This window comes from Herbidospora sp. RD11066, assembly GCF_054661255.1.
Genome location: NZ_BAAGDO010000001.1, coordinates 1,500,339 through 1,526,629 on the forward strand (window position 1 = coordinate 1,500,339; position 26,291 = coordinate 1,526,629).

Below are 26,291 nucleotides of genomic sequence, written 5' to 3' on the forward strand. Positions count from 1 at the left end.
GGTATCGAAGCAAAGAGTGAAGTGCGAGATGTATCCCCAGACGCAATATGGGTTTTGTCCTTATTTGTGCAGTTGAAAACTGTACACAAACTACACAAAAAGAAGAGGGCGGCCCTTTGGGTCGCCCTCTGGTCGTTCAGGTGGAAGCTGTCAGTGCACGCTCTCCAAGTCCCGATCGTGCCCGTTGTCCTCCGGTGCGTTGTCCTGCTGCTCCCGGACCGCCTTCTCGTGGCGGTTCTGGATGGCGGTTCCCCACCACATCATCGCGATGCCGACCACGACGAACGCGACCGCCACCGGTACCCGCCAAGGATCTTCCAGATGCAAGGCGAGGAACCAGAGCTTCGTCTCGCTATCGTTGAAGATGAGCCACAACGGCACGAGCCCCTGCGGGAACAGCGGAATCCAGCACACCACCCACAGGAAGAACACCAACGCCTGCTTCCCAGGAGGCAGCTTCACCTTAGGCCGCCCCACCGACAACGTCGCGTCGTCGGAAGAACCGGGCGTCACGGTCCCCCCAGAGCGCATCAGGCTGAGGAGTTCCGGGCCCTTCAAGGCAAGCCGCTGCTGGGCCAGGCGCCCGAGCCACACCGCCAGCCACGCCCCGGTTCCGACCCCGACCGCCACCGCGAGCCACGACACGACCGGCAGGTCGAAGCGGTCGCCCAGGTAGGACAACCCGGCCGCGGGCAGAGCGGTCACGATGACCAGGAAGAGCATCATGATGACCTGGCCGAAGATGTTGCCGGCCTCCAGCGGGTTGCCGCTGCGCTTGTTCGGTTCGGTCACCGGGACCAGCATGTAGACCGACACGAAGGCGATCAGGCCCGCGCCGCCGCCCAGGACGGCCCCGAGGATGGACAGGGCCCACGGCCAGGTCCAGCCCTCGCCGCCGATGATGGTGCCGGCGACGGTGAAGACGATCGCGACCGGGGCGACGCGGAGCAGCCACGCGATCTGGCGGCCGCGGACCTCGGCCTTCTCGGTGCCGGGGGTGACCAGGTTCAGCCACAGCGAGGTGCCGTCGAGGCCGAACAGGTTCGCCGACGTCGCGGCGGCCATGACGACGACCAGGACTCCGGCCCACGGCAGCATGCCGTACCAGTCGATGATGATCGGGACCATCGTGTAGAGCAGGCCGAAGAAGATGGCGAACCACAGCAGGTGGGTGCGCATCAGGTCGCGGGACCAGGTGCGCAACTCCTTGGCCGCCACCGCGCCGGTCGCGCCGCGGGCGGCGACGCGGTCGAGGAAGCCGCCTTCGGCGCCGCTGCCCTGGGGGACCCAGTGGAGCGGCTTGGTGGTGGTGCGGCGGACCAGCAGGACCGACCAGACCAGCAGCGACAGGGCGATGATCGCGCAGATGCCGAGGAGGGCCGCGGCGACGACGAGCCAGTCGCCGCGGCCGGCGGCGTCGACGGCCGCCATGCCCCAGCCCGACGGGAGCCAGTGCACGGTGGTGGAGAAAGCGTCGGGCAGGCCGTATTGCAGCAGGTCGAGCTGGACGACCGCCCAGACCAGCACCCACGACTGGTTGAGGATGACGTTCATCGACGAGTTGACCAGCGCGGCCAGGATCGCGCCGATGCGCGAGCGCACCGCCACGCCGAGCACGCCGATCATCAGCCGCGACAGCGCCACGACCAGCACCAGCTGGAGCGGGATCGCCACGAGCGCGACCGTGAAACCGGCCACGCCGTGGGCCGTGGAGTAGACCGCCAGGGCCGAGAAGGCGATCAGGCTGATGATCGGGGCGATGCCGACGAACGCCGTGCCGAGCAGGCCGAAGGCCAGTTTGCGCGGGTTGACCGGCAGCAGCGAGAAGTGCTCGGGCCGGACGCTCTCGTCGCCGCCGCCGGTGTAGATGGGGCCGAGCATCCAGCCGAACAGCCAGACCGCGAAGAGCCCGGCGAGCAGGTCGGCGTTGACCTCGGGGGAGGCGATGTCGGTGCCGGCCACCACGATCGTGCCGATGGCCAGGATCAGCCCGGCCAGGCCGCCCATCACCATGCCCGCGGCGCGGGAACCGCCGATCGAGTGCCGGAGCACCGTCAGCTTCATGCCGATCAGGACGCCAACCATGACGGCCCCTTCATAGCGTCGACGTGGGCGCCGACGAGCTCGACGAAACGGTCTTCGAGGGTGCCGCCCGCGCGGACCTCGTCGAGCGGCCCGGCGGCGGCGACGCGGCCCTTGTCGATGACCGCGACGTGGTCGCACAGCTGCTCGACCAGCGCCATCACGTGGCTCGACAGCACGACGGAGCCGCCGCCCGAGACGAAGCTCTTGAGCATCGCCCGGATCGTCAGCGCCGACACCGGGTCGACGGCCTCGAAGGGCTCGTCGAGCACGAGCAGGCGCGGGCCGTGGAGCATGGCCGTGGCCAGGCCGATCTTCTTGCGCATGCCGGTGGAGTAGTCGATGACCAGGGTCCGTTCGGCCTGGTCGAGTTCGAGGATCTCCAGTAGTTCCTTGGCCCGCCCGTCGGCGGTGGCCTTGTCGAGGCCGCGCAGGCGGCCGAGGTAGGTGAGCAGCTCACGGCCGGTGAGCCGCTCGGGTAGTGCCAGCCCGTCGGGCAGCACGCCCACGCGGGCGCGGGCGTCGATCGGGTCGGCCCAGACGTCCACCCCGAAGATGCGGGCGTGGCCGGAGTCGGGGCGGAGCAGGCCGACGGCCATGGACAGTGATGTGGTCTTGCCGGCGCCATTGGGGCCCACCAGACCGTAGAACGATCCAGGGGGCACGGACAGGGTCACATGGTCGACCGCGACTTTCGGGCCGAACCGCTTGCTGAGTCCCTCCAATTCCAGCGCGGGAGCAGACCCTGCCTCGGGGACCGATTCCGTACCTGGTAACGGAGACGCGTGCACGATAGCTCCCTCGTGTTCGAGACTTCTCGTGTCCACGTTATCGAAACAATGGCTTGTCGGAATGCTCCAGACCGCATGTCAAGACGGCCGCAATCCCAACGCTGTCAGGGAAAACGACCGCCACCAGCGAAAACGCGGGGCCTCCCCGACGACCCCTGAACGACCCCAGAGAAGTTTCCGCTCTACGCCCAATGCGTGACGTTAGGGGTGGCTCGGCGGGCTCGGATAGCCGAATGATAATCCCAGAAAACCGGCGGCCCATAGCCTCCATATCGCCAGAGTAATGGGAATCCCTGAGCAGAGGGGGAGGCCATGGGCCTTGTGGAGAGAGCGGAGGCGTTCGCCGCGCTCGAAGGACTGACAGCGGACGCCAGGTCGGGCAAGGGCCGGGTCGCACTGCTGACCGGCACCGTCGCCACCGGTAAGAGCGAACTTCTGTACGACTTCGCCGAACGGGCGTCCGATTTCGGCGTCCTGGCGGTGACCGCATCGGGATCGCGGGCGGAGCAGAACCTGCCCCTCGGGGTGCTGGGCCAGCTGATCCTCGACGCCCCGCTGACGCCGGACGACCGCGAGCGCGCGATGGGCCTGATGGCCGAGAGCGCGGCCCTGGCGGCCGGGCGTGAGGTGCACGACGACGACCCGACCGGCGCCGTGATGGAGCCCGTCGACGTCCAGGTCGTGCACGCGCTGTGCACGATCCTGCTGGAACTATCGGAGCGCCATCCGCTGCTCATCGTGGTCGACGACGTCCACCACGCCGACCGGATGTCGCTGCTGTGCCTGGCCTATCTGGCCAGGCGGGTGCGGTTCGCCCGGATCGTCGCCGTGTTCGGGCACCCCGACCACGGCCGCTACATCGAGACCTTCTTCCAGACCGAGCTGATGCGCCAGCCGCACGCCCGGCGCATCCACCTGGCGCCGCTGTCGGCGTCCGGTGTCACCGCACTGGTCGCCGAGCGGCTCGGCCGTCCGGTGGCCAACCGCTTCTCGTCCGACTGGTTCGCCATGTCCGGCGGCAACCCGCTGCTGGCCGCCGCCCTCATGGACGACTACGAGAGCGTCGCCCGCAACGCGTCCGAGCCGCCGGCCGAGCTGGTCGTCGGCGACCGTTATGGGCAGGCCGTGCTGTCGTGCCTGCACCGGGGCGAGCCGATGACCCTCCAGGTCGCGCGTGGCCTGGCGGTTCTCGGCAGCACCGAGTCGCTCGCCGTGCTGCTCGGGCTGACCCAGACCGGCGTGACGCAGTCGTTGCAGGCCCTGTCCGCCTGCGGCGTCGTGGGCGGGGGCGCGTTCCGCCACGAGGTGGGACGGGCCGCGGTCCTGACCGACATCGGCGCCCTGGAGCGGGCCGACCTCCACCGGGCCGCCGCACGGCTCGCGCACGAGGGCGGCGCGGCACCCGCCGCCGTCGCCGACCACCTGCTCCAGGCCGGACCCATCGGCGCCCCGTGGGTGGTGCCGGTGCTGGAGGACGCCGCCAGGGGCGCGCTGCGCGAGGGGCGCGTCAAGACCGGCGTCGCCTATCTCCAGCTCGCCGCCCGCGAGTGCACCGACGAGCAGCACCGGATGCGCATCCTGACGATGCTGGTCAGGGCCGAGTGGCGGATCAACCCGGGAGCCCCGGCCGCCCACCTGGCCGAGCTCACCGGCGCCCTCCAGCGGGGGCAGCTGCGGGGCGGCGACGCCGCCGTGCTGGCCCGCGCGCTGCTGTGGCACGGCCGCACCACCGACGCCCGCGAGGTCCTGGAGCACCTGGCCACGGACGCCGACCTGTCGGACGCCGAGACCGCCGGAGAGCTGGCCGTCGCCCACCCGTGGCTGCGCGTCACCCATCCGTCGTTCCTGGCCGAACTGCGCGCCGCCCACCCGGAGGCTCCCGGCCCGTTCGGCGGCGAGCCGGTCAGGCGCGCGGCGATGTCGGTGGCGGCCAGCCGTCGGCTGGAGGCCACCTCGGCGCTGGCCGAAGTGCTGACCCGGGGCCCGCGCGAAGGGCTCGCCGACGGAGTCGACCGGCTGCTGCGCGGGTCGCGCCTGGAGGAGACGTCCCTCGACACCGTCGAGAGCGCCCTGCTCGCGCTGACCTACGCGGGGGCCTGCGACCGGGCCGTCACCTGGTGCGACCTGTTCAGCGTGGAAGCCGCCTCCCGGCACGCGCCGAGCCGTCAGGCCCGGCTCGACGCCATCAGGGCGGAGATCGCGATCCGTCAGGGCGACCTGCCGGCCGCAGAGCAGAGCGCCCGCCAGGCGCTCGCCACCATCCCCGCCACCAGCTGGGGCGTCGCCGTCGGAGGCCCGATCTCCGGCCTCGTGCTGGCGGCCACCGCCATGGGCCGCTACGACACCGGCGCCGAGTTCCTCGACCGTCCCGTCCCCGACGCGATGTTCGAGACCCGCTACGGCCTGCACTACCTCTATGCCCGGGGCCGCTACAGCCTGGCAACCGGTCACCCGACCTCCGCGCTGCGCGACTTCCAGGCGTGCGGCGAGCTGGTCCGCAAGTGGGAGCTCGACGTGCCCGGCTTCCTCCCGTGGCGGATCGACGCCGCGGAGGCGTGCCTGCGCACCGGGCGACAGGACCAGGCCCGTCAGCTCGTCGAGTCGCAGCTGCGCCGCTGCGGCCCGGCCACCAAGCGGGTGCAGGGCATCGCGATGCGCGTTCTCGCCGCCACCGGCGAGATCCGGCACCGGCCGATGCTGCTGCGCCAGTCGGCGGAGCTGCTCCAAGTGGGCGGCGACCGCTACGAACTCGCCCGGTCCCTGCTGGACCTGGTCGAGGCCTACCAGGCACTCGGGGAGTACCGCCGCGCCGGGATGATCACCGGCCGGGCCCTGAGCGTCGCGAAGGAGTGCCAGGCCGAACCGCTGGTCCGCAAGCTCCTGCGCGACGGCGCCGACGAGAAGACCCCCGACGCCGCGCCGGCCCCCACCGCGGGACTGTCCGACGCCGAGCGCCGGGTGGCCGTGCTGGCGGCGGCCGGATACACCAACCGTGAGATCGCCGGAAAGCTCTACATCACGGTGAGCACGGTCGAACAGCACCTGACCCAGACGTACAAGAAGCTGAACGTCACCCGCAGGGCGGACCTTCCGCCCAGCTTGGAGTTCGGCAGCCCGTTGACGACCTGACCCGGAGGTATCGCGTGCACATTCAGGAGGAGATCGGAAAGGTCCCCGCATCGGCCCGGCTGCCGGTCGAGACGATGCGGGACCGGATCGCCGAGCTGGCGCTCATCAGGGAGAGCGTCCTGCGAGGCCCGGACGAAGAGGCGACGCTGCGCCAGCACGCCAAGGGCAAGCTCACCGTCCGAGAACGCCTGGACGTGCTGCTCGACCACGGATCGTTCGTGGAGATCGAGGTGTTCCGGCGGCACCGCGCCACCGGCTTCGGCCTGGAGCGCAAGCGCCCCCACACCGACGGCGTCGTCGCCGGGTGGGGCAAGATCTTCGGCCGGGACGTCATGGTCTACGCCCACGACTTCCGCATCTTCGGCGGGGCGCTCGGTGAGGCCCACGCCACCAAGATCCACAAGGCGATGGACCTGGCCGAGGCGGCCGGGGTGCCTCTGATCAGCCTCAACGACGGCGCCGGCGCCCGCATCCAGGAGGGCGTCACGGCGCTCGCCGGATACGGCGGCATCTTCACCCGCAACGTGCGCATGTCGGGCGTGATCCCGCAGATCAGCGTCATGCTCGGCCCGTGCGCGGGCGGCGCCGCCTACTCGCCCGCGCTGACCGACTTCGTGTTCATGGTCGAGGGCACCGCCCAGATGTTCATCACCGGCCCCGACGTCGTCAAGGCCGTCACCGGTGAGGAGATCAGCCAGAACGACCTGGGCGGCGCGGGCGTGCACGGGAGCCGGTCGGGCGTCGCCGGGTTCGTCCACCCCGACGAGGTCACGTGCCTTGAGGACGTGCGCTACCTGATGTCGCTGCTCCCGGCCAACAACCGCGAGCTGCCGCCCTCGGTGGTGCCCGCCGATCCGCCGAACCGTCCCACCGACGCGCTCGTCGACCTCGTGCCGGCCGATCCGGCGCAGTCGTACGACATGGCGTCGGTCATCGAGGAGATCGTCGACGACGGCGAGTTCTTCGAGTTCCACGCCAACTGGGCGCCCAACCTCATCACCGGCCTGTGCCGCCTCGACGGCCACGTCGTCGGCATCGTCGCCAACCAGCCCAAGCACCTGGCGGGCGTGCTCGACATCGGCGCCTCGGAGAAGGGCGCGCGCTTCATCCAGATGTGCGACGCGTTCAACATCCCGCTGGTGTCGCTGGTCGACGTGCCCGGCTTCCTGCCCGGCGCCGACCAGGAGCACAACGGCATCATCCGGCACGGCGCCAAGCTCCTGTACGCCTACTGCAACGCCACCGTGCCGCGCGTCCAGCTCGTCGTGCGCAAGGCGTACGGCGGCGCGTACATCGTGATGGACTCGCGGTCGATCGGGGCCGACCTGTCGTTCGCGTGGCCGACCAACGAGATCGCGGTCATGGGCGCCGAGGGCGCCGCCAACGTCATCTTCCGCCGCGAGATCGCCGCCGCCGCCGACCCCGCCGAGCAGCGCGCCAAGCGGGTCGACGAGTACAAGACCACCCTGATGCACCCCTACTACGCGGCCGAGCGCGGCCTCGTCGACGACGTCATCGACCCGCGCGAGACCCGGGCGGTGCTGACCCGCTCGCTCGGCCTGCTGCGCGCCAAACACGCCGAGCAGCCGCAGCGCAAGCACGGCAACCCTCCGATGTGAGGCCCTGATGCCACCCGAGATCGAAGTCGTGCGTGGCGAGCCCACGGAAGAGGAACTGGCCGCACTGGTCTGCGCCCTCCTCCTGGCCGCCGCGCCAGCCCCGCCCGCCACCGGAGCCAGCCCCGAAGTGCGATGGTCGCCGCAAGGCCACCGTTCCGCGCGTTCCTGGGCCACCCCGGCCGTCCCGCGAAGGCCACGATGAAGCTCAGCAGAATCCTGATCGCCAACCGCGGCGAGATCGCGGTGCGGATCATCCGCGCCTGCGCCGACGAGGGCCTGACCAGCGTCGCCGTGTACGCCGAGCAGGACACCGACGCCCTGCACGTGCGCCTGGCCGACCACGCCTACGCGCTCGGCGGGCGGACCCCCGCCGAGACCTATCTCGCCATCAACAAGATCATCGAGGTCGCCGTCCGGTCGGGCGCCGACGCCGTGCACCCGGGCTACGGCTTCCTCGCCGAGAACGCCTCATTCGCCGAGGCGGTCCTGAACGCGGGCCTGACCTGGATTGGGCCGCCTCCGCACGCGATCCGCTCGCTGGGCGACAAGGTCGCCGCCCGGCACATCGCCCTGCGCGTCGGCGCCCCCTTGGTGCCCGGCACCGAGAACCCGGTCTCCGGCGCGGCGGAGGTCCGGGAGTTCGCCGCCGCCCACGGTCTGCCGATCGCCATCAAGGCCGCCTACGGCGGCGGTGGCCGCGGGCTCAAGGTCGCCCGCACCATGGAGGAGATCCCCGGCCTCTACGAGTCGGCGGTCCGCGAGGCGGTCACGGCGTTCGGCCGGGGCGAGTGCTTCGTCGAGCGCTACCTCGACCGGCCCCGCCACGTCGAGACCCAGTGTCTCGCCGATCGCCATGGCGGTGTCGTGGTCGTCTCCACCCGTGACTGCTCACTCCAGCGCCGTCACCAGAAACTCGTCGAGGAGGCCCCCGCGCCGTTCCTCACCGACGCCCAGAACAGGCTCCTGTACGACAGCTCCAAGGCCATCCTGCGCGAGGCCGGCTACGTGGGGGCCGGGACCTGCGAGTTCCTCGTGGGGGCCGACGGCACCATCTCGTTCCTGGAGGTCAACACCCGGCTCCAGGTCGAACACCCGGTCAGCGAGGAGGTCACCGGCATCGACCTGGTCCGCGAGATGTTCCGCATCGCGGCCGGGGAGGCCATCGGCTACGACGACCCGCCCGCACGCGGCCACTCCATCGAGTTCCGCGTCAACGCCGAGGACCCGGCGTCGAACTTCCTGCCCACACCCGGCCACATCACGGCGCTGCGCGCGCCCGGCGGCCCCGGCGTGCGGCTCGACTCCGGCTACGTCGAGAACCAGACCGTGCCGGACACGTTCGACTCCCTGGTGGCCAAGCTCGTCGTCACCGGATCCACCCGCGCGCAGGCGTTGCGGCGGGCCAGACGGGCGCTGGCCGAACTCGTGGTCGACGGCCTGCCGACCGTCCTGCCGTTCCACCGCGCCGTGGTGACCGACCCCGACTTCGCCGACGAGCCGTTCGCGGTGCACACCCGGTGGATCGAAACCGAGTTCGCGGCCCGGATGCCCAAGCCGGAGGAGCCGGCCGAGATTCCGGCGCCGGGTCCGCGCGAGCGGATCGTCGTGGAGGTCGCCGGACGCCGTCTCGACGTCGTCCTCCCCGCGTCCATGAAGACCACCGGCGTCCAGCAGCAGGCGGTGCGCCGGCCCAAGCGCGGTCCGGGCGGCGCCACGGCGGCGGCCGGGGGAGACGCGCTGGTCAGCCCGATGCAGGGCACGATCGTCAAGGTCGTGACGGCCGACGGCGCCGAGGTGGCGCAGGGCGACACCATCGTCGTGCTGGAGGCCATGAAGATGGAGCAGCCGCTGACCGCGCACAAGCCGGGCGTGGTGCGGGGGCTGGCCTCCTCGGTCGGGCAGAGCGTCTCGGCCGGATCGGTGATCTGCGAGATCGGCTAGTTCGTCAGTTCACGCCGGGTTCGGCGGGTTCGGCTAAGGGGACCACGATGGCCGTCAGGATGAGGCCCTCGCTCGCCAGCCAGCGCCCGCTGAACCCGGTGATCCGGCGGCCGTTGACGCGCGGCCCGGTGACCAGCAGGCGGGCGTCGAACGTGCCGCGCGCCGGGTCGAAGTGGATGATCGCGTCCTCGAAGTTGAGCCAGGCGTTGGCCAGCGGATACCACGCCTTGTAGACCGACTCCTTGGCGCAGAACAGCAGCCGGTCCCACGGGACCGACGGGTGCGACCGGCACAGCGCGTGGATCCGCCTGCGCTCCTCGGGCAGCCCGACCGCCTCCAGCACGCCCGGCGGCAGCGGCTCGGCCGGTTCGGCGTCGATGCCGATGGAGGCGACGGTCGAGTTGAGCCCGACCACGGCGCCCCGGTAGCCCGCGCAGTGGGTGATGCTGCCGACCAGATCGCCCGGCCAGAGGGGCTCGCCGCGTACACCCGGAAGAATGGGCGCCGGCGGGCGGTCGAGCTTGCGCATGGCGAGGCGCGCGCAGGCGCGCGCGGTGGTGAACTCCCGGCGGCGCTTGTCGACGGCGGCGGCGATGACGGCCTCCTCCTCGGGGAAGAGCGGAGCGCCGAGCCGGTCGTCGACGGTGTCGGCCGCCTTCACGAACGGCGGCAGTATCTGCTCGATCATGGCCTTCCCCTGGTATTCGTCACAGTGACCACACAATGACCACGCTAGGCAGGCGGGCCCGGAGGGTGAACTCCCCGCGGGCACGTCACGGGTCGCCCACCTGGGGGTAAGGGCACTAGGGGGATCACTTCAGCCCGAGCCGCGCGCCGATCCGGCCGCAGAGCCGGCGCCCCGCGGGGGAGTCCATCCGGGCGCAGAGCTCCTGCGCCTCGGTGAGCGCCTCGCGCGCGGCCTCCGGGTCGCCGGACGCCTGGTAGGCGTCGGCCACCAGCACCAGCGCCTCGGCCTCCAGCATCGACGCGTTCATGCGGTTGAACAGCATCAACGCCTCGCGCAGATGGGGCAGCCCCTCCTCGGGGTGGCGCCGGGCCAGCGCGAGCTCGCCCAGGCCGACCTTGATGCGGGCCTCGGCCAGGCGGTGACCGGTCGTGGTGGCCAGCGTGAGCGCCTGCCGCAGCGCCGCGTCGGCGGCCTCGTGCGCGCCGGTCCGCAGCCGGGCGAGGCCCAGCCCCTGTAGGGCGTACGCCTCACCGGTCCGGTCGCCCATCTCGCGGACGACCCGGAGCGCCTGCTCGAAGATCTCCGACGCGTCGTCCGGTTCCTCGCTGCGCAGCAGGGTGCTGCCCATGCGGTGCAGGACCTGCGCCTCCACCCGGCGGCTGCCGCCGTCCCTGGCCAGCCGGAGGGCCTCGGCGAGCAGGCCGGTCGCGCCGCGCAGGTCGTCGTGCTCCAGCCGCAGCTGGGCCAGGCTGTTGATCACGTACGCCGCCGCGATGCGGTCGCCGGTGCGCCGGAAGATCTCCAGGGCGCGCTCGTAGTAGTCGCGGGCCTCGTCGAACCGGCCGACCATGCGGTCGAGCAGGGCGAGGTTCCTGATCACCAGGGCGATGCCCAGGTCGTCCGGGAGGCCCTGGAACAGGGTGAGCGCGGCGTCGAGGTTGGCGCGCGCCTCGGTGAACCGCTGCTCGGTGATGTGCAGCGAGCTGAGCGAGTAGAGCATCGCGGCCTGGCCGCGCACGTCGCCGGCGGCCCGGGAGGCGGCGAGGGCGATCTCGTGGGTGTCGCGCCAGTCGTCGAAGTAGGCGCGCGACTCGAACAGGGTGACCGCGCTGATCGCCAGGTCCCACGACAGGTCGGCGAACCCGGCCTGGGCCGCCTGACGGATGCCCGCGACCAGGGTGAGGCGCTCGCGTTCGTACCAGTTCAGCGGGGCGCTGACGAGCTGGGCGACCAGCTTGTCGGGGAGCGGCCAGCGTGTCGCGCCGCTGTGGACCTGGGTGTGGTCGCCGCCGTACTCGTTGCGGTGGGCGGCCTCGGTGAGGAAGAGCAGGCCGCCCAGCACCCGGCCGAGCGCGGCCCGGCGTTCGGCCGCGCTCTCCTCGGCGGCCAGGCGCTCCCGGGCGAACACGCGGATCAGGTCGTGGAACCGGTATTGGCTGTGCACGCCGTGGCCGATGCCGGTGGTCTCGATGAGCTGCGCGTCGGCGAGGTCGTCGAGGAGGTCCTGCGTCTCGTAGAGGGGACGGTCGAGCAGCGCCGCGCTGACCCACGCAGAGAAGGCGGAGAAGTCGAGGATGGCCAGCCGCCGGAACAGCCGCCGGGTGTCGTCGGGGATGCTCTCGTACGTCAGCGAGATGCTGGCCCTGATCCCCATCTCGCCGTGCTTGAGCTCGTCGAGCCGGTGGGCCTCGTCCTCCAGACGCCCGGCGAGCTGCTCGATGCTCCAGTGGGGGCGGGCCGACAGCCGGGCGCCCGCGATGCGCAGCGCCAGCGGCAGCTTCCCGCACAGCTCGGCGAGGTGGGCCGCCGCGTCCATCTCGGCCCCGACCCGGTCGGCGCCGGCGATCCGCGACAGCAGCTCGATCGACTGCTGGAGGTCGAACACGTCGACTTCGACGTGGACGGTGCCCGGCAGGCCCGCCAGGCGTCCCCGGCTGGTGATGACGACCGCGCAGCCCGAGTCGCCGGGCAGCAGCGGCGTTACCTGGCCCTCGGTGCTGGCGTCGTCGAGCACGACCAGCGTGCGGCGGTCGGCCAGCAGGCCCCGGTACATCTCGGCGCGCTCGTCGAGGCTGTCGGGGATCGCGTTGCCGGGCACCCCGAGGGCGCGCAGGAACCGTTCGAGCACGTGCATCGGGCTGATCGGACGGGAGGCGCCGCCGTGCAGGTCGGCGTAGAGCTGCCCGTCGGGGTAGAGGTCGGCGATGCCGTGGGCCGAGTGCACCGCGATGGTCGACTTGCCGGTCCCGGCCTTGCCGATGATGCCGATGATGGGCACCGCGTAGCGGGTGCGGTCCTCGGCGGCCAGCAGGAGGTACTGCCGGATCTCCTCGACCTGTTTGGAGCGGCCGGTGAAGTCGGCGATGTCGGTGGGCAGCAGCCGGGGCACGCTCGCCGGCGGGACAGGCGGGGGAACGGGCGGCGGGGCCTGCGGCTGCTGGGTGGTGGACGGGCCCGCGTCCACGATCAGCGCGGGACGCGCGGCGGTCGGCGGGGCGGCCAGGCGTTCGTCGGAGGTGAGGATGGCGTACTCGAGCTGCTGCAGCTGCTCGTTCGGCTCGATGCCGAGTTCCTCGATCATGGTGCGGCGGGCCGTGCGATAGACCTGGAGGGCCTCGACCTGGCGTCCCGAGCGGTAGAGGGCCAGCATCAGCTGGCCGCGCAGGCGTTCGCGCAGCGGATAGTCGTCGACGAGCGTGGTCAGTTCGCTGACCAGTTCGTGGTGGTGGCCCAGGTCGAGTTCGAGCTGGAGGCAGTCTTCGTTGGCGGTGATGCGGTCCTCCTCCAGCCGTCCGGCGGACGACTGGACGAACCGGCTCTCGATGCCCTCCAGCGCCGGCCCGCGCCACAGGGCCAGGGCCTCGCGGTAGGTGCGCACGGCGTTCTCGTACTCACCGCTCTCCCGCGACCGGCGGGCCTGGACGGTGAGGGTCTGGAAGCGGTGGGAGTCGACGGAATCCAGGTCGGTGCGCAGGGAGTAGCCGGTCGACTGGGTGGTGATGATGCCGGGCTCGCCGTGTTTGCTGAACAGGCGCCGCAGGGCCGAAATACAGATCTGTACCTGCGATCTGCTGGTGTTGGGCGGGTTGTCGCCGTAGACCGCCTCCACCAGGCGGCCGATCGTCACGCCGCGGTTGGGTTCGAGCAGCAGCACGGCGAGGACGGTCTGCTGCCGGTTGCTTCCCAGGTCCAGGCGGTCGTCACCGACGACCACCTCAAGCGGTCCGAGAACGCGGAACTCCACCTCGCAGCCCCCTGCAGGGATTCAGCAGTCTCTCGCCCGCGGACCGGTTCCAGATGTCGGAGTAACCGGTCAGCGTGGAAAAGGAATGGGAGTGAGCTGCTGTTACGCTTTGTGTCACTCTGGATCAGGATCATACATCTTGTGCAGATTTGGAGCCAGCGCGGCTTGACCTAATTGCGCCAGATTTGTCGAGTTATTGTAGCGGTAACATCGGTGTCATCAGACATTGGCCGTGTATATCCCGCCAATTGTTACTGCTCGGTATCTCACAATGCGGAACCGGCTAGTCCCAGGGGGTGTCCTGGGTGACGCCGCCGGTGGGCGACGGCGAGGGCAGCGGGCTCGGGGTCATGACCGGGACGTCGTCGGCGAAGACGGGCTGCGTGGCGAGCAGCGTGGTGCCGGCGGTCAGGGCGCCGATCGCGATCAGCGTGGAGGCGATGGCCCGGGCGGCGGTGGCGGTGCGGCGGTTCTGCATGAGATTTCCCTCCGGTCGTTTCTTCCGGTCCGAGAATTCGTTTTCTTCGCGCTTTCTCGGTGGTGTCTTCAACCTAGAAAAGGCCGCCATCCGCCCGTTATCGGATCGCTCTCGACCCTCCATCCACCTCCTTCAATAGCCGTCGGCCCGCGCGAATAGCGAACGCATAGGGAATCGATAGCGCGCGTTGCCACCCTCGGTCTGCAACCGAATTCAGCGGAGCGACTCGCGTGTGCGCGCGGGTCTGAAAGTGGGTGTCCTGGAAATGAGCATCACGTCGCAAGCGCTCGACGGCGTTTACGGCCGGGTGGCCGCAGGCGTGCGCGCCCGGCTGGAACAGGCCGTGGATCTCGGCTGGCGGCGTCTGGGAACGGCGGAGACCGACGGGCGCGGCCGCATCCTCGACTGGGCGGCCGACGATTTCGAACGCGGCCTCTACCGCATCGTGTTCGACAGTGATCAGTATTTCGTCGGCCTCGGGCTCAACGCGGCCTATCCGGAGATCACCGCGATGTTCCGGATCGCCGACGAGTCGGACTCCTGCCTCATCCAGGTGACCCTTTCGCCCCACTCGTATTCCATCTACTTCGGGACCGACAACTAGGGATTCGCCGTGAACCGCAACAGCAGAGGGGTGCGGCGCTACGACACACCCGCGCCCGTTTCACTTCCCGGCCGCACCTGGCCCGACAACCGCATCACCCGCGCGCCGCGCTGGCTGTCGACCGACCTGCGCGACGGCAACCAGTCGCTGGCCGTGCCGATGGACCCGGCCCGCAAGCGGGCCATGTTCGACCTCCTCGTCGGCATGGGCTACAAGGAGATCGAGGTCGGCTTCCCGGTCGCCTCGCAGGACGACCACGACTTCCTGCGCGACCTCATCGAGCACGACCTGATCCCCGGCGACGTGCGGATCTCGGTGCTCACCCAGGCCCGCGACGACCTGATCCGGCGGACCGTCGAGGCGCTGCGGGGCGCGCCGCGCGCCAACGTGCACATCTACAACGCGACCTCGCCGCAGTTCCGCGACCTCGTGTTCGGCCTGACCCGCGACGAGTGCAAGGACATGGCCGTACAGGCCGTGGGCCTGATGATGAAGTACGCCGACCGCACCCTGGCCGGCACCGACCTCGGGTTCCAGTACTCCCCGGAGCTGTTCAACGACACCGAGCGCGACTTCTCCCTGGAGGTCTGCGAGGCGGTCATGGACGTCTGGGAGCCGGGCCCCGGCCGGGAGATCATCCTCAACTTCCCGACCACGGTCGAGCGCGACACCCCCAACGCGTTCGCCGACCAGATCGAGTACCTGCACCGCAACCTCTCCCGCCGCGAGCACGTCTGCCTGTCGGTCCACCCCCACAACGACCGTGGCACCGGCGTCGCCTCGGCCGAGCTGGCCCTGATGGCGGGGGCGCAGCGGATCGAGGGCTGCCTGTTCGGCAACGGCGAGCGGGCCGGCAACGTCGACCTGGTCACCCTCGGGATGAACATGTACAGCCACGGCGTCGATCCGGGCATCGACTTCTCCGACCTCGGCCGGGTGCGGCGCACGGTCGAGCGGTGCAACGGGCTGCCGGTGCACCCGCGCCATCCGTACGGGGGCGACCTCGTCTTCACCGCCTTCTCGGGCTCCCACCAGGACGCCATCAAGAAGGGCTTCGACGCCCTCGCCCGGCAGGCCCACGAGGCCGGCCTCGATCCCGAGGAGCTGCCGTGGCGGGTGCCCTATCTGCCGGTCGACCCGGCCGACGTCGGCCGTACCTACGAGGCGGTCGTGCGCATCAACAGCCAGTCGGGCAAGGGCGGGGTGGCCTACGTCCTGGGTGCCTGGCACCACCTGAACATCCCGCGTGACCTGCGGGTCGACTTCGCCCGGGTGGTGCAGCGCCACACCGACGCCGAGGGAGGCGAGATCTCCCCGAAGCGGCTCGGCGATCTGTTCCACCGCGTCTACACCTCGGCGCTGCCCGTCCCGCTGGCGTTCCCGCCGGGCCTGGTCTCGGCCGAACTGCACCTGGACGCGGGCGAGTTCGACGTGAGCGGCGGCCGGTCCGACCTGGTCGCGGCCCTCCGCGAGGAACTCCTCGCCCGGGGCGTGGAGGTCCGGGCGGTCGAATGGACCGCCGCCGAGGCGGGCACCACCGGACGCGTCGCCGTCTACGCGCACTGCCACGTGGGCGAGCACGCGGTCTGGGGCGCCGGGGTGGAACTCGACGCGACGACGGCCGCGCTCCGCGCGGTCAGCGCGGCGGTGGGCCGGTCGGCGTGGAGCCTGCTCAGCAGCGCCACCCCGAGGCAGCGCCGGGCCAGCCTCGTCGAACACGGCTAGTCGAACACGGGTATCGAGCGGGCGGGACCTCGGTTCCGCCCCCTTCGATTCGGCGAATGTCTGTGGTATTCCACCGGTAGTCTGTCGCTTATCACGAAATCAGCCGGTGAGAAAACCCCCGCACATTGCTCATTCGCGCCACAAAACACCCGGCTCCGAAAATTCTCTCCGTCAACTCTCGTAACGAACACCGAAATATCGGCAATATGACGATATGACTTCATCGGACGACGACATCGAGCGTGCCTTCCGCGCACTGAAGCACGACCCGAGCCCCGCCGTCGCGATCGAGGCCGCCCGGTTGGTCGATCAGCGCCTGAAGAACGCCGGCCCCACACCCGGGCTCGTCCAGGCCGCCGCCACCGCGCACTCGCGCGCCGGTGAGCTCCTCCTGGAGAAGGCGGTGCCCGGTCTCGGCATCTCCTTCGTGGACGCGGCCGTCATGGCCCGGCGTACCTCCAAGGATCTGACCGAGGTGGCGAAGCACTTACGCACCGCCGCCCGCCACGACCCGCACGACGCCCACACCCTCCTGCTGCTCGGCTCGGTCGCCCTGGCCACCGGCGATCCCTCGATCGCCCTGAAGGAGGTCGGCGAAGGCCGCCCCACCGACCGTGAGCACGCCCAGATGCTCGGCACCCTGTACGCCTGCCTCAACGCCGTCGACCCCGGCACCCCGGCGGGCCGCCGCCTCGCGATCCTGCGCGCCGCCGTGGCCGCCCCGCCGAGCCTGATGCGCCCGCCCGCGCTGCTGGCCCTGGGCAACCTGCTGACCACGCAGTCGGAGGAGCCGGCGGAACTGGCCGAGGGCGTCGACGCCCTGGTCGAGCTGATGGAGCAGTCGAAGCCCGGCGACCCCGAATACGACCACGCGCTGATCCTGGTGCTGGCCGCGATGTGCCGCCACCTGACGGTCGACTTCCCGGCCGACTTCGGCCGCCTGGCCGTCGTCCTGCCGTGGGGCAGCCGCGACGACCTCACTCTCGCGTGCGCCGCCGCCTGCCGGGCGCGGGTGGAGCGGGAGCCCGAATACCTTACCGAGGCCGCCCGCCACCTGCGCAAGGCCGTCGACCGCTCGCGGCCGGACGACCGGGAGAACTTCCTGCTGGCCGGGGCCGGGCTCTGCCTCTTCTACGACCGGTTCGTGGCCAAGTTCGCGCTCGAATGGCTCAACGCGGCGGACGAGTGCTGCGACATCCTGGAGTCGCTGCCGTACAACACCGATGTGTCCGCCATGCGCCGGAGGATCGCCGAACAGCGCACCGCTTAGGGCAATATGTCCCCTATGACCGACATGCTCTCCCGGTACGTCCGCCTGCTCGCCGCGTCCGCCGACGCCCACGTCGCCCTCCAGGGCGGCCGGGTGGAGCGGAGCGACGACATGTGGATGGCCGACCTCGGGGGAGCGGGCGGGTTCGCCAACGGCGCGACGCTGCTGCGGGAGCCGGAGAACCCGGCCAAGCTCGCGGCCGAGGCGCTCGAGTTCGCCGACCGCGACCCGGGCGCCGGTGTCTTCTATTTCTGGGGCGGCTGGCCGCTCCCCGAGCCGGTCGCGCCCTGGCGCCCCGACGGGCACCCGCCGATGATGATCCGCGACCCTTCGGAGTTGCCGAAGCTCGCCCACCACGTGGAAGAGGTGACCGGCGACCCCGCCGAGTTCGAGGCGACGCTGGCGCGGTCGTACCCGCTCGACCGCGAGGGCTGGCGGCCCGGCCGCCTGTTCAGCCGGGACATCCACGCCACCGGCTGGCGGCTGTTCCTCGGGCGCCTCGACGGACGGCCGGTGGCGACCTCGGCGGCGTACACGCTCGACGGCCTGACCGAGGTCAACTACGTCTCGGTGGCCCCCGAGGCGCGTGGCCGGGGGTTCGCCGCCGCCGTCACCTACGCCGCCTCGTGTGCCGACCCGGCCGCCTCGGCCATGCTGCTGGCCAGCGACCTCGGCCTGCCCGTCTACGAGAAGATGGGCTTCCGGACGGCGCTGCCGCACTTCCACATGTGGGCCTACGACCGCTGACGCGGCGGGAGCGGGAAGAAGCCGCTGGTCCGGTTCACGTAGTCGACGAACTCCTGGCCCTTGCTCTTCGCCATGCGCTTCTCGGTGAGGGCCTTCCCGCTCTTGGAGATCAGCAGGTACGTCATCAGCCACGGGCTCACGATCGTCACGAGCGCCCACGGCGAGCCGATCGCGATGAGGAACAGCCCCCACCACACGGCGGCGTCACCGAAGTAGTTGGGATGACGCGTCCACGCCCAGAGCCCCTTGTCCATGACCTTCCCCTGGTTGGCGGGGTCGGCCTTGAACCGGGCGAGCTGCGCGTCGCCGATCGTCTCGAACGCGAACCCGACGATCCAGAACGCGACGCCGAGCCAGGTGAAGACGTTGAGCGCCTGCGGCTGGTACATGGCGACCTGCACCGGCCACGACACGATCCACATGACCGCGCCCTGCGGGAAGTAGATCTTCTTGATCACGAAGGGGGCCACCGCGCCGGTGTTCTGGCGCATCATGGCGGCGTACCTGGGATCCTCGCCCTTCCCGCGGTTGCGGTGGTGGATGTACGCACCCAGCCGCACCCCCCAGATCGCGGTGAGCACGAGCGCGAGCAGGGACCGCACGAGGTTCCCCTCGCCGATCAGCAGGGACAGCACGAACGACACGACCGCCACGACCACGAAGCCGAGGCCCCAGACCGAGTCGACGATCGACTGGTTGTTCGTGCGCAGGGCGTAGGCCATGGTCGCGGCCATCGTGAGGGCGACGGCCACGAGAGTCACGGCCAGATTTATCCAGATCACTTGGAGACGTCTACCCGTTCGATCAGGACTGCCACACCGAGCCCGGCCGCGCCGCTGACCGATGCGACACCGTAACGTCCGCCCAGGCGCTTCAGGTTCTCCGCGCACTGCCCGACCATGATCGCCCCGGTCGCGCCGAACGCGTGGCCCATCGCGATGGTCCCACCACTGGGGTTGAGCCGGTCGGGTCCCGCCCCGAGGTCGCGCCGCAGTTTCAGGCAGAGGGCCGAGAAGGCCTCGGCGAACTCGAAGACGTCGATGTCGTCGGGGGTCAGCCCGGCCCTGGCGATGACCTTCTCGATCGCGACCTGCCCGGCGGTCAGCATGATCACCGGGTCGACGGCGGCGGTGGCGGTGCCCACGATTCTGATGGGACCCGGTGAGGTGCCCAGCACGAGGAGCGCGGCGCCGTCGGCCAGCGCCGGCGATGAGCCGACCGTGTGGAGGTGCTCGATCGCGCCCACCTCGGGATGGGCCTTCAGCGCGATGGCGTCCTGGTTCGGATCGGCGAAGGCGGGCTGGAGGGCGGCGAGCGACTCCATCGTGGTCCCGGGCCTGATCAGCTCGTCGCGGTCGAAGGGCGACCCGTCGGCGCGGGTCATCGGGATCACCGCGTTGGCGTAGTCGCCCCGGTCCCACGCCTGGGCCGCCTTGGTGTGGGTCTCGACGGCGTAGGCGTCGAGCTCCTCGCGGGTCCAGCCGTCGATGGTCGCGTTGAGGTCGGCGGCCACGCCCATGTGGATCGAACCGATCGCGCCGATCGTCGCCGGGTCGGTCCAGAGAGGCGCGCGGTCGCTGAACATGGCCACCCGGGACACGCTCTCGACGCCCCCGGCGACCGCCAGGTCCATTTCTCCGGTACGAATACGCGCCGCCACCTGCGCCACCGCGTCGATCCCACTGGCGCAGAAGCGGTTGACGGTACCGCCGGGAACTCCGTCGCCCCAGCCGGCCAGCAGGGTGGCCACCCGCGCGAGGTTGCCGCCCTGCTCGTCGACCTGGGACGCCGACCCGACGATCACGTCTTCGACGGCGGCGGGGTCGAGCCCCCGATCGACCAGGGCGCTCTGGAGATCGGCGACCAGGTCGACCGGGCTCCGGTGGTGCAGCGAGCCCTTCGCGGAGCCCTTGGCCCGGGGCGTGCGCACATAGTCGTGGACGTAGACGTCAGGCATGTTTGCACTCTAACTCTGTCTGTTGTAGTACGAATACATGGCCGTATGGATTCTGGGCGGACACCAGACCGATTTCGCCCGCAACTGGACCCGCGAGGGGCTCGACTTCGCCGACCTGACCGAGGAGGTCGTGCGCGGCACCCTGGCCGACGCGGGCGTCGACGCCGCCGACATCGGGGTGATCCACGTCGGCAACGCCTTCGGCCAGCTCTTCACCGGCCAGGGCCAGCTCGGCGGCATGCCCGCCACGGTGATCCCCGAGCTCTGGGACGTCCCCGCCACCCGCCACGAGGCCGCCTGCGCCTCCGGCGGCGTCGCCCTGCTCGCCGCGATGGCCGACATCGAATCGGGCCGGTACGACTCCGCCCTGGTCCTCGGCCTGGAACTGGAGCGCACCGTCCCCGGCGACGACGCGGCCGGCCACCTGGGCGCGGCGGCCTGGATCGGCCACGAGGGCCGGGACGCGAAGTTCATGTGGCCCCACATGTTCAGCGCCCTGACCGATGAGTACGACCGCCGCTACGGCATCGACGAGGCCCACCTGCGGGAGATCGCCCGGCTCAACTTCGCCAACGCCGCCGCCAACCCCAACGCCCAGACCCGGAAGTGGTCGTTCACGCCGGAGAGCTTCGACGCCGACGACGTGGCCAATCCGATCGTGGAGGGCCGGGTCAGGCGTACCGACTGCTCCCAGATCACCGACGGCGGCGCCGGGGTGGTGCTGGTCGGCCGCCGATTCCTGAAGCGGAAGGCGATGGCCCAGATTCTCGGCTGGGGCCACCGCACGGTCGGCCTGCCCCTGGAGCAGAAGCTCACCCGCAGCGCCGGCGACCGCTACGTCCTGCCGCACGTCCGCCGGGCGATCACCGACGCCTTCACGCGAGCCGGTCTCGGCGGAGTGGACGAAATCGACGGCATCGAGACCCACGATTGCTTCACCATGTCGGAGTACGCCGCGATCGACCACTTCGGCATCACCGAACCGGGGGAGAGCTGGAAGGCGATCGAGAACGGCGACCTGGAGATCGGCGGCCGCATCCCCGTCAATCCCAGCGGCGGCCTCATAGGTGGCGGCCACCCTGTCGGGGCGACCGGCGTACGGATGGTGCTCGATGCGTGTAAGCAGGTTTCGGGGCGGGCGGGGGCGTACCAGGTCGAGGGGGCGAGCCGGTTCGGCACGCTGAACATCGGCGGCAGCACGACCACGACCGTCGGCTTCGTGATCGGGACAGGGGAGTAGAAGAGTGGACGTCGATGTCGTCGCACGGGTCCTGTCGACCCTGCCGGAAGACGACGACCATCCCTACCGCACGGGTCCGTGGCGCCCCCAGACCACCGAGTGGCGGGCCGACGACCTCGACGTGATCGGCGAGATCCCTCCCGACCTCGACGGCGTCTACCTGCGCAACACCGAGAACCCGGTCCACCCGGCGATCGAGCGCTACCACCCGTTCGACGGCGACGGCATGATCCACGTGCTCGGCTTCCGCGACGGGAAGGCGTTCTACCGCAACCGCTTCGTCCGCACCGACGGCTTCCTCGCCGAGGCCGAGGCGGGCAAACCCCTCTGGGCCGGGCTGGCCGAGAAGCCCTCCCTGTCGCTGCGCGACGGGTGGGGCGCGCGGGGCCGCCTGAAGGATTCGTCGTCCACCGACGTCATCGTGCACGCCGGTGTGGCGCTGACCAGCTTCTACCAGTGCGGCGACCTCTACCGGCTCGACCCGCTGACCCTGGAGACGCTCGGGAAGACCACCTGGAACGGCGACTTCGACGTCTCCGCCCACACGAAGGTCGATCCGCGCACCGGCGAACTGCTGTTCTTCAACTACGGCACCGACGAGCCCTACATGCACTACGGCGTCGTGTCCCCGGACAACCGCCTCACCCATTACGTGGACGTCCCGCTCCCCGGCCCGCGCCTGCCCCACGACATGGCGTTCACCGAGAACTACGCGATCCTCAACGACTGCCCGATGTTCTGGGACCCCGCCCTGCTCTCCCACGGGAAGTACGCGGCCCGCTTCCACCCGGACATACCGCTGCGCATCGGCGTGATCCCCCGCACGGGTTCGCGGGTCCAGTGGTTCGAGGCGGCCTCGACCTACGTCCTGCACTGGGTGAACGCCTACGAAGAGGGCGACGAGATCGTGCTCGACGGCTTCTTCCAGGAGGACCCCGAGCCGAAGGACATCGGCGACGGCAGCTACTACCAGCGCATGTTCCGTTTCCTCGCGCTCGACCGCATGAAGACCAAACTGCACCGCTGGCGCCTGAACCTGAAAACGGGTCAGTGCCGGGAGGAAAGGCTCACCGATTCCATCACCGAATTCGGCGTGCTCAATTCCGCGTACGGGGGAGTCGGCTACCGCTACGCCTACGCCGCCACCGGCGTCGAGGGCTGGTTCCTGTTCGACGGCCTGACCAAGCACGACCTGGTCACCGGGAAGGAGGAGACGTACAAGCTCCCCGAGAACGTCTACGGCAGCGAGCCCGCCATGGCCCCCCGCACCGGCTCGGCCTCGGAGGACGACGGCTACCTGATCACCCTGACGACCGACATGAACGAAGACCGCTCGGAGTGCCTGATCTTCGACGCCGCCCGGGTGGCCGACGGCCCGCTGGCCAGAATCCGCCTCCCCGAGCGCATCTCCAGCGGCACCCACGCGACCTGGGCGGCCGGAGACGCGATCCCCGGCTGGCGCACCGCCGACAGGCCCGAACAGGCGGTCGGGCTTGGGTGACCGGCCCACCCTCCTCGAACCGGGGGGCACCAACGCGATCGGGGTGACCCTCGGCCTCATCGGCGACGAGTGGAACCTCCTCATCCTCCGCCACGCCGTCATGGGCGTCCGCCGCTACGGCGAATGGCGGACCGCCCTGCCGATCTCCCACGCCGTGCTCACCGGCCGGCTGGCCCGCCTGACGGAGACGGGCGTCTTCGAGAAGGCCGAATACGCGGGCGGGCGCCTCGAATACCGCCTGACCAAACGCGGCCGCGACCTCTGGACGGTCCTGCTCACGGTCTGGGCCTGGGAGTCGGCCTGGGTCCCCGACCACACCGAACCGTTGCCCGTGATGATCCACCGGGGCTGCGGCTCGGAGTTCGTGCCGATCCTGGCCTGCCACGCCTGCCTCGACGCCGTCCGCCCCCGCGACGTCACCGGAGAGTTCGGTCCGTCCGGGACGTGGGAACGCTCGGTCCCGGTCGGCTCGACCCGCCGCCGGTCCGCCTCCACCGAGGCGGGCCTGTTCCCCCAGACCATGACGCTGATCGGCAACCGCTGGTCGTCGGCGATCCTGGGCGGCGCCTTCCAGGGGTTGCACCGCTTCCGCGACTTCGAACAGCGCCTGGGCGCCCCGCCCGCCGTCGTCGCCGACCGCCTGCGCGTCTTCCGCGACCTGGGCATCTTCGAACAGGCGCCGTCCCCCGACCGCGCCGACTGGACGACCTACCACCTCACCGACAAGGGCCGCGCGTTCTTCCCCGTCGTGGTCACCGCCATCGCCTGGGGCCAGCGCTGGTTCCGCGCCCCCGAGGGCCCGGCCCTGATCTACCGCCACCGGGGCTGCGACCAGTGGTTCACTCCAAGGCTGCTCTGCGGCAAATGCGGCGTCTCCCTGCGCGGCCACGACGTCGCCGTGGAACGCTGCTGACATGGACCTCTGGTACGACCGCCAAGGCGCAGGCGACCCCCTGTTCCTACTGCATCCGGGCGGTGTCGACTCCCGCGCCCTCGACGTCAACGCGGCCGCGCTGAAAGACCACTTCACCGTCTGGCGCGCCGACCGCCGCGGCCACGGCCGCACCCCCGACACGCCCGGCCCCTTCAGCTTCGGCGCGATGGCCGACGACATGATCGCCTTCCAGGACGAGCACATCGGCCCCGCACACCTCCTGGGCTGCAGCGACGGCGCCGCGGTGGCGTTGACCATTGCCCTCAAGCGACCCGATCTGGTGCGGAAGCTGATCTTGGTCGCGGGCGTCTTCCACCACGACGGCTGGCTGCCCGGCGTGCTGGACACCGACGAGGCCACCCTCGCCTGGCTGGGCCGCAGTTACGGCGAGGTCTCACCCGATGGTGAGGGTCACTATCGGGTCGTCGCGGCCAAACTCGCCGAGTTGCACGCGCGCGAACCGTCGTACAGGGAAGAAGATCTGAGCCGTGTCACCGCCCGCACCCTGGTGATGGTCGGCGACGACGACGAAGTGCGCCTTGAACACGCGCTCAGCCTCTATCGCGCGCTCCCCGACGGGGAACTGGCCGTGGTCCCGGGCACCTCCCACGGCCTCCTCGTGGAGAAACCGGAGCTCTGCCACCAGATGATCACCGACTTCCTCCAGAACGACCCGGTACGGACCTACGCTCCGATCCGGCGCCGATAGTTCGCCCGGTGATGGCTTCGCCGGTGAAAGTGTTGTGGGCGAAACCATCGGGTCGATCAGCGACGGGCCGGTTCCAACGGCCGCGGTATCTCCGGCTCGTCTTTTGCGCGCCTGGACACCGGGCGGCCGAGCAGGATGCCCGCGAAGGTCAGCGCCAGCCCGGCGAACTGGATCGCGGTCAGGGTCTCGGCCGCGACCAGGGTGCCGACGACGACGCCGGTGACCGGGTTGAGCAGGCCGATGAGGCCGACCGTGCCGGCCGGGAGGTGGCGCAGGCCCGTGAACCAGGCGGTGAAGGCCACGGCGGTGGCGATCACCGAGACGTAGGCGTAGGCGCCGATCGCGGGGGCGTCGACGACCGGCGGGGCGCCCTCGACGATGATCGCCACGGGGAGCAGGAGCAGGCCGCCGAAGGTGAGCTGCCAGGAGGTCGAGGCCAGCACGTCGACCCCTCCGCCCCAGCGCTTGGCGAGGATGAAGCCGACCGACGACAGGACCATCGCGGCCACCGACGCCAGCACACCCCAGCCGTTCACCGTCTCGGCGCCGGTGAAGACCGTCAGGGCCACCCCGGCCACGCCCACCCCGGCCCCGAGCAGGTGGGTGACGGCCGGGCGTTCGGAGACCAGGCCCCAGGCCAGCAGCATCATCACCATCGGGGAGGTCGCCATGATGGTGGACGCGACGCTCGACGGCAAGAGTTGCGCGGCCAGGTAGATGAGGGCGAAGAACACGCTCATGTTGAGGGTGCCGAGCACGAGTGAACGCCACCACCACGAGCCGCGCGGGAGGGTTCGCTTCAGCAGGAGGAGCAGCAGACCGGCGGGGAGGGCGCGGAACACGGCGCCGTAGAGCGGGTGGTCGGCGGGGAGGAATTCGTGGGTGACGTAGTAGGTCGTGCCCCACGCGATGGGGGCGATCGCCGTGATCGGCACCCACCGCCAAGTAGCTTCCATGGAAAGTAATATTAGCTTCCCGGGAAGCTATATCCTGACGCGCGTGATGGATCACGTCGCGCGCATCCAGCAGGAATGGGCCCGCGAGCGGCCCGACGTCGACGTCAGTCCGGCCGGGGTGATCGGGCGGCTGCACCGGGTCGGCGGCCACCTGACCGAACGGCTCTGCCTGGTCTACCGGCGGTTCGGGCTGGCCGAGGGGGAGTTCGACGTGCTGGCCGCGCTGCGCAGGGCCGGTCCGCCCTTCGAGCGGGCGCCCGGCGAACTGGCCGCCCACACCATGGTGACCACGGGCGCGATGACCAAGCGCGTCGACCGGCTCGAACAGTCGGGCCTGGTGACCCGCCGCCCCAGCGAATCGGACGGCCGGGGCCGCGTGGTCGCGCTCACGACGGCGGGTCTGGAGCTGATCGACGCCGCGTTCACCGAACACATGGCCAACGAACGCCGCCTCCTCGACGCCCTCCCACCGGAGGACGCCGAGCGGCTCGAAGCGATCCTCACGAGGTGGCTGGCGGTCTTCGAGATCCCCGCCGAAGACCCTCCCGGAAACCCCTGACTCCACTCCTGCCGGTGGCCACACTCCGGGCGAGGCGCGGTCGGCCTGCCGGAGGTCCGGCATGGCGAGAGTCGGTGGCCGCCCGGTCGGGTGTGTGCGCACCCGAAGTCGCCGGGG

21 protein-coding genes are annotated in these 26,291 nt (G+C 70.7%); 13 read left to right on the forward strand and 8 right to left on the reverse strand.

The features are described from left to right. Positions 1-150 precede the first annotated feature (150 nt). Complete coding sequence (locus ACYQ78_RS06045) at positions 151-2,085, reverse strand: hypothetical protein (RefSeq protein WP_459799668.1); 1,935 nt, start codon at positions 2,083-2,085, stop codon at positions 151-153. Continuing rightward, complete coding sequence (locus ACYQ78_RS06050; RefSeq protein WP_459799669.1) at positions 2,070-2,873, reverse strand: ABC transporter ATP-binding protein; 804 nt, start codon at positions 2,871-2,873, stop codon at positions 2,070-2,072. Before ACYQ78_RS06050 ends, ACYQ78_RS06045 begins: the two co-directional genes overlap by 16 nt. 312 nt (positions 2,874-3,185) lie before the next feature. On the opposite strand from ACYQ78_RS06050, the gene ACYQ78_RS06055 reads away from it, so the two are divergent. The 4 genes from ACYQ78_RS06055 (at position 3,186) to ACYQ78_RS06070 (ending at position 9,562) form a co-directional block, all read left to right on the forward strand. Continuing rightward, on the forward strand, positions 3,186-6,002 hold the full coding sequence (locus ACYQ78_RS06055) for a helix-turn-helix transcriptional regulator (RefSeq protein WP_459799670.1): 2,817 nt from the start codon (positions 3,186-3,188) through the stop codon (positions 6,000-6,002). Positions 6,003-6,076: 74 nt separating this feature from the next. Next, the gene (locus ACYQ78_RS06060) at positions 6,077-7,621 is read left to right on the forward strand and encodes an acyl-CoA carboxylase subunit beta (protein WP_459799759.1); all 1,545 of its coding nucleotides are present in this window, start codon (positions 6,077-6,079) and stop codon (positions 7,619-7,621) included. Positions 7,622-7,628: 7 nt separating this feature from the next. Then, positions 7,629-7,823: an acyl-CoA carboxylase epsilon subunit gene (locus ACYQ78_RS06065; protein ID WP_459799671.1), complete on the forward strand. Its 195-nt coding sequence runs from the start codon at positions 7,629-7,631 to the stop codon at positions 7,821-7,823. Beyond that, positions 7,820-9,562 carry an acetyl/propionyl/methylcrotonyl-CoA carboxylase subunit alpha gene (locus ACYQ78_RS06070; RefSeq protein WP_459799672.1) on the forward strand — a complete coding sequence of 581 codons (1,743 nt, stop codon included), beginning with the start codon at positions 7,820-7,822 and terminating at the stop codon, positions 9,560-9,562. Before ACYQ78_RS06065 ends, ACYQ78_RS06070 begins: the two co-directional genes overlap by 4 nt. Positions 9,563-9,566: 4 nt before the next feature. Here the strand turns inward: ACYQ78_RS06070 and ACYQ78_RS06075 are convergent, their stop codons facing one another. From ACYQ78_RS06075 to ACYQ78_RS06085, 3 genes are all read right to left on the reverse strand, one after another. Continuing rightward, positions 9,567-10,250: a 4'-phosphopantetheinyl transferase family protein gene (locus ACYQ78_RS06075; protein WP_459799673.1), complete on the reverse strand. Its 684-nt coding sequence runs from the start codon at positions 10,248-10,250 to the stop codon at positions 9,567-9,569. A 124-nt stretch (positions 10,251-10,374) separates the two neighbouring features. After that, positions 10,375-13,494: an AfsR/SARP family transcriptional regulator gene (locus ACYQ78_RS06080; protein ID WP_459799674.1), complete on the reverse strand. Its 3,120-nt coding sequence runs from the start codon at positions 13,492-13,494 to the stop codon at positions 10,375-10,377. 283 nt (positions 13,495-13,777) lie between these two features. Next, on the reverse strand, positions 13,778-13,972 hold the full coding sequence (locus ACYQ78_RS06085; RefSeq protein ID WP_459799675.1) for a hypothetical protein: 195 nt from the start codon (positions 13,970-13,972) through the stop codon (positions 13,778-13,780). Between the two features lie 265 nt (positions 13,973-14,237). Between ACYQ78_RS06085 and ACYQ78_RS06090 the strand changes: the two genes are divergently transcribed. From ACYQ78_RS06090 to ACYQ78_RS06105, 4 genes are all read left to right on the forward strand, one after another. After that, positions 14,238-14,576 carry a hydroxyisourate hydrolase gene (locus ACYQ78_RS06090; RefSeq protein ID WP_459799676.1) on the forward strand — a complete coding sequence of 113 codons (339 nt, stop codon included), beginning with the start codon at positions 14,238-14,240 and terminating at the stop codon, positions 14,574-14,576. Positions 14,577-14,585: 9 nt separating this feature from the next. Then, positions 14,586-16,301 (forward strand): 2-isopropylmalate synthase, encoded by a 1,716-nt coding sequence (locus ACYQ78_RS06095; RefSeq protein WP_459799677.1) that lies wholly within the window; start codon positions 14,586-14,588, stop codon positions 16,299-16,301. A gap of 214 nt (positions 16,302-16,515) precedes the next feature. Next, positions 16,516-17,571, forward strand: coding sequence for a tetratricopeptide repeat protein (locus ACYQ78_RS06100; RefSeq protein WP_459799678.1), 1,056 nt, complete (start codon positions 16,516-16,518; stop codon positions 17,569-17,571). 15 nt (positions 17,572-17,586) lie between these two features. After that, on the forward strand, positions 17,587-18,318 hold the full coding sequence (locus ACYQ78_RS06105; protein WP_459799679.1) for a GNAT family N-acetyltransferase: 732 nt from the start codon (positions 17,587-17,589) through the stop codon (positions 18,316-18,318). On the opposite strand, the gene ACYQ78_RS06110 is transcribed toward ACYQ78_RS06105, so the two are convergent. Next, positions 18,306-19,100 carry a DUF1295 domain-containing protein gene (locus tag ACYQ78_RS06110; RefSeq protein WP_459799680.1) on the reverse strand — a complete coding sequence of 265 codons (795 nt, stop codon included), beginning with the start codon at positions 19,098-19,100 and terminating at the stop codon, positions 18,306-18,308. The two genes, ACYQ78_RS06105 and ACYQ78_RS06110, sit on opposite strands and share 13 nt — an antisense overlap. Continuing rightward, positions 19,097-20,275 carry an acetyl-CoA C-acyltransferase gene (locus ACYQ78_RS06115; RefSeq protein ID WP_459799681.1) on the reverse strand — a complete coding sequence of 393 codons (1,179 nt, stop codon included), beginning with the start codon at positions 20,273-20,275 and terminating at the stop codon, positions 19,097-19,099. The genes ACYQ78_RS06110 and ACYQ78_RS06115 overlap by 4 nt, the downstream gene beginning before the upstream one ends. A gap of 37 nt (positions 20,276-20,312) precedes the next feature. Here ACYQ78_RS06115 and ACYQ78_RS06120 point away from each other — a divergent pair, with 37 nt between their 5' ends. Genes ACYQ78_RS06120 through ACYQ78_RS06135 form a run of 4 tightly spaced genes read left to right on the forward strand, consistent with a single transcriptional unit; the run spans position 20,313 to position 24,659 of the window. After that, positions 20,313-21,515 carry an acetyl-CoA acetyltransferase gene (locus ACYQ78_RS06120; RefSeq protein WP_459799682.1) on the forward strand — a complete coding sequence of 401 codons (1,203 nt, stop codon included), beginning with the start codon at positions 20,313-20,315 and terminating at the stop codon, positions 21,513-21,515. Positions 21,516-21,519: 4 nt separating this feature from the next. After that, complete coding sequence (locus ACYQ78_RS06125; RefSeq protein WP_459799683.1) at positions 21,520-23,016, forward strand: carotenoid oxygenase family protein; 1,497 nt, start codon at positions 21,520-21,522, stop codon at positions 23,014-23,016. Then, positions 23,009-23,929, forward strand: a complete 921-nt coding sequence (locus ACYQ78_RS06130) for a winged helix-turn-helix transcriptional regulator (RefSeq protein WP_459799684.1) — start codon at positions 23,009-23,011, stop codon at positions 23,927-23,929. Before ACYQ78_RS06125 ends, ACYQ78_RS06130 begins: the two co-directional genes overlap by 8 nt. A gap of 1 nt (position 23,930) precedes the next feature. Continuing rightward, entirely contained in the window at positions 23,931-24,659 is a 729-nt protein-coding gene (locus tag ACYQ78_RS06135) for an alpha/beta fold hydrolase (protein WP_459799685.1), read from the forward strand. A 56-nt stretch (positions 24,660-24,715) separates the two neighbouring features. On the opposite strand, the gene ACYQ78_RS06140 is transcribed toward ACYQ78_RS06135, so the two are convergent. Further along, positions 24,716-25,615, reverse strand: coding sequence for an EamA family transporter (locus ACYQ78_RS06140; RefSeq protein ID WP_459799686.1), 900 nt, complete (start codon positions 25,613-25,615; stop codon positions 24,716-24,718). Between the two features lie 46 nt (positions 25,616-25,661). Here ACYQ78_RS06140 and ACYQ78_RS06145 point away from each other — a divergent pair, with 46 nt between their 5' ends. After that, positions 25,662-26,174, forward strand: a complete 513-nt coding sequence (locus ACYQ78_RS06145) for a MarR family winged helix-turn-helix transcriptional regulator (protein ID WP_459799760.1) — start codon at positions 25,662-25,664, stop codon at positions 26,172-26,174. The last annotated feature ends 117 nt before the right edge of the window (positions 26,175-26,291 follow it).

Bases quoted from the DNA above. Each gene is read 5' to 3' on its own strand.
- ACYQ78_RS06140 (WP_459799686.1), bottom strand. From the start codon at position 25,615: ATGGAAGCTACTTGGCGGTGGGTGCCGATCACGGCGATCGCCCCCATC.
- ACYQ78_RS06115 (WP_459799681.1), bottom strand. From the start codon at position 20,275: ATGCCTGACGTCTACGTCCACGACTATGTGCGCACGCCCCGGGCCAAG.
- ACYQ78_RS06100 (WP_459799678.1), top strand. From the start codon at position 16,516: ATGACTTCATCGGACGACGACATCGAGCGTGCCTTCCGCGCACTGAAG.
- ACYQ78_RS06075 (WP_459799673.1), bottom strand. From the start codon at position 10,250: ATGATCGAGCAGATACTGCCGCCGTTCGTGAAGGCGGCCGACACCGTC.
- ACYQ78_RS06055 (WP_459799670.1), top strand. From the start codon at position 3,186: ATGGGCCTTGTGGAGAGAGCGGAGGCGTTCGCCGCGCTCGAAGGACTG.
- ACYQ78_RS06060 (WP_459799759.1), top strand. From the start codon at position 6,077: ATGCGGGACCGGATCGCCGAGCTGGCGCTCATCAGGGAGAGCGTCCTG.
- ACYQ78_RS06070 (WP_459799672.1), top strand. From the start codon at position 7,820: ATGAAGCTCAGCAGAATCCTGATCGCCAACCGCGGCGAGATCGCGGTG.
- ACYQ78_RS06105 (WP_459799679.1), top strand. From the start codon at position 17,587: ATGACCGACATGCTCTCCCGGTACGTCCGCCTGCTCGCCGCGTCCGCC.
- ACYQ78_RS06090 (WP_459799676.1), top strand. From the start codon at position 14,238: ATGAGCATCACGTCGCAAGCGCTCGACGGCGTTTACGGCCGGGTGGCC.
- ACYQ78_RS06085 (WP_459799675.1), bottom strand. From the start codon at position 13,972: ATGCAGAACCGCCGCACCGCCACCGCCGCCCGGGCCATCGCCTCCACG.
- ACYQ78_RS06120 (WP_459799682.1), top strand. From the start codon at position 20,313: ATGGCCGTATGGATTCTGGGCGGACACCAGACCGATTTCGCCCGCAAC.
- ACYQ78_RS06135 (WP_459799685.1), top strand. From the start codon at position 23,931: ATGGACCTCTGGTACGACCGCCAAGGCGCAGGCGACCCCCTGTTCCTA.
- ACYQ78_RS06065 (WP_459799671.1), top strand. From the start codon at position 7,629: ATGCCACCCGAGATCGAAGTCGTGCGTGGCGAGCCCACGGAAGAGGAA.
- ACYQ78_RS06145 (WP_459799760.1), top strand. From the start codon at position 25,662: ATGGATCACGTCGCGCGCATCCAGCAGGAATGGGCCCGCGAGCGGCCC.
- ACYQ78_RS06045 (WP_459799668.1), bottom strand. From the start codon at position 2,085: ATGGTTGGCGTCCTGATCGGCATGAAGCTGACGGTGCTCCGGCACTCG.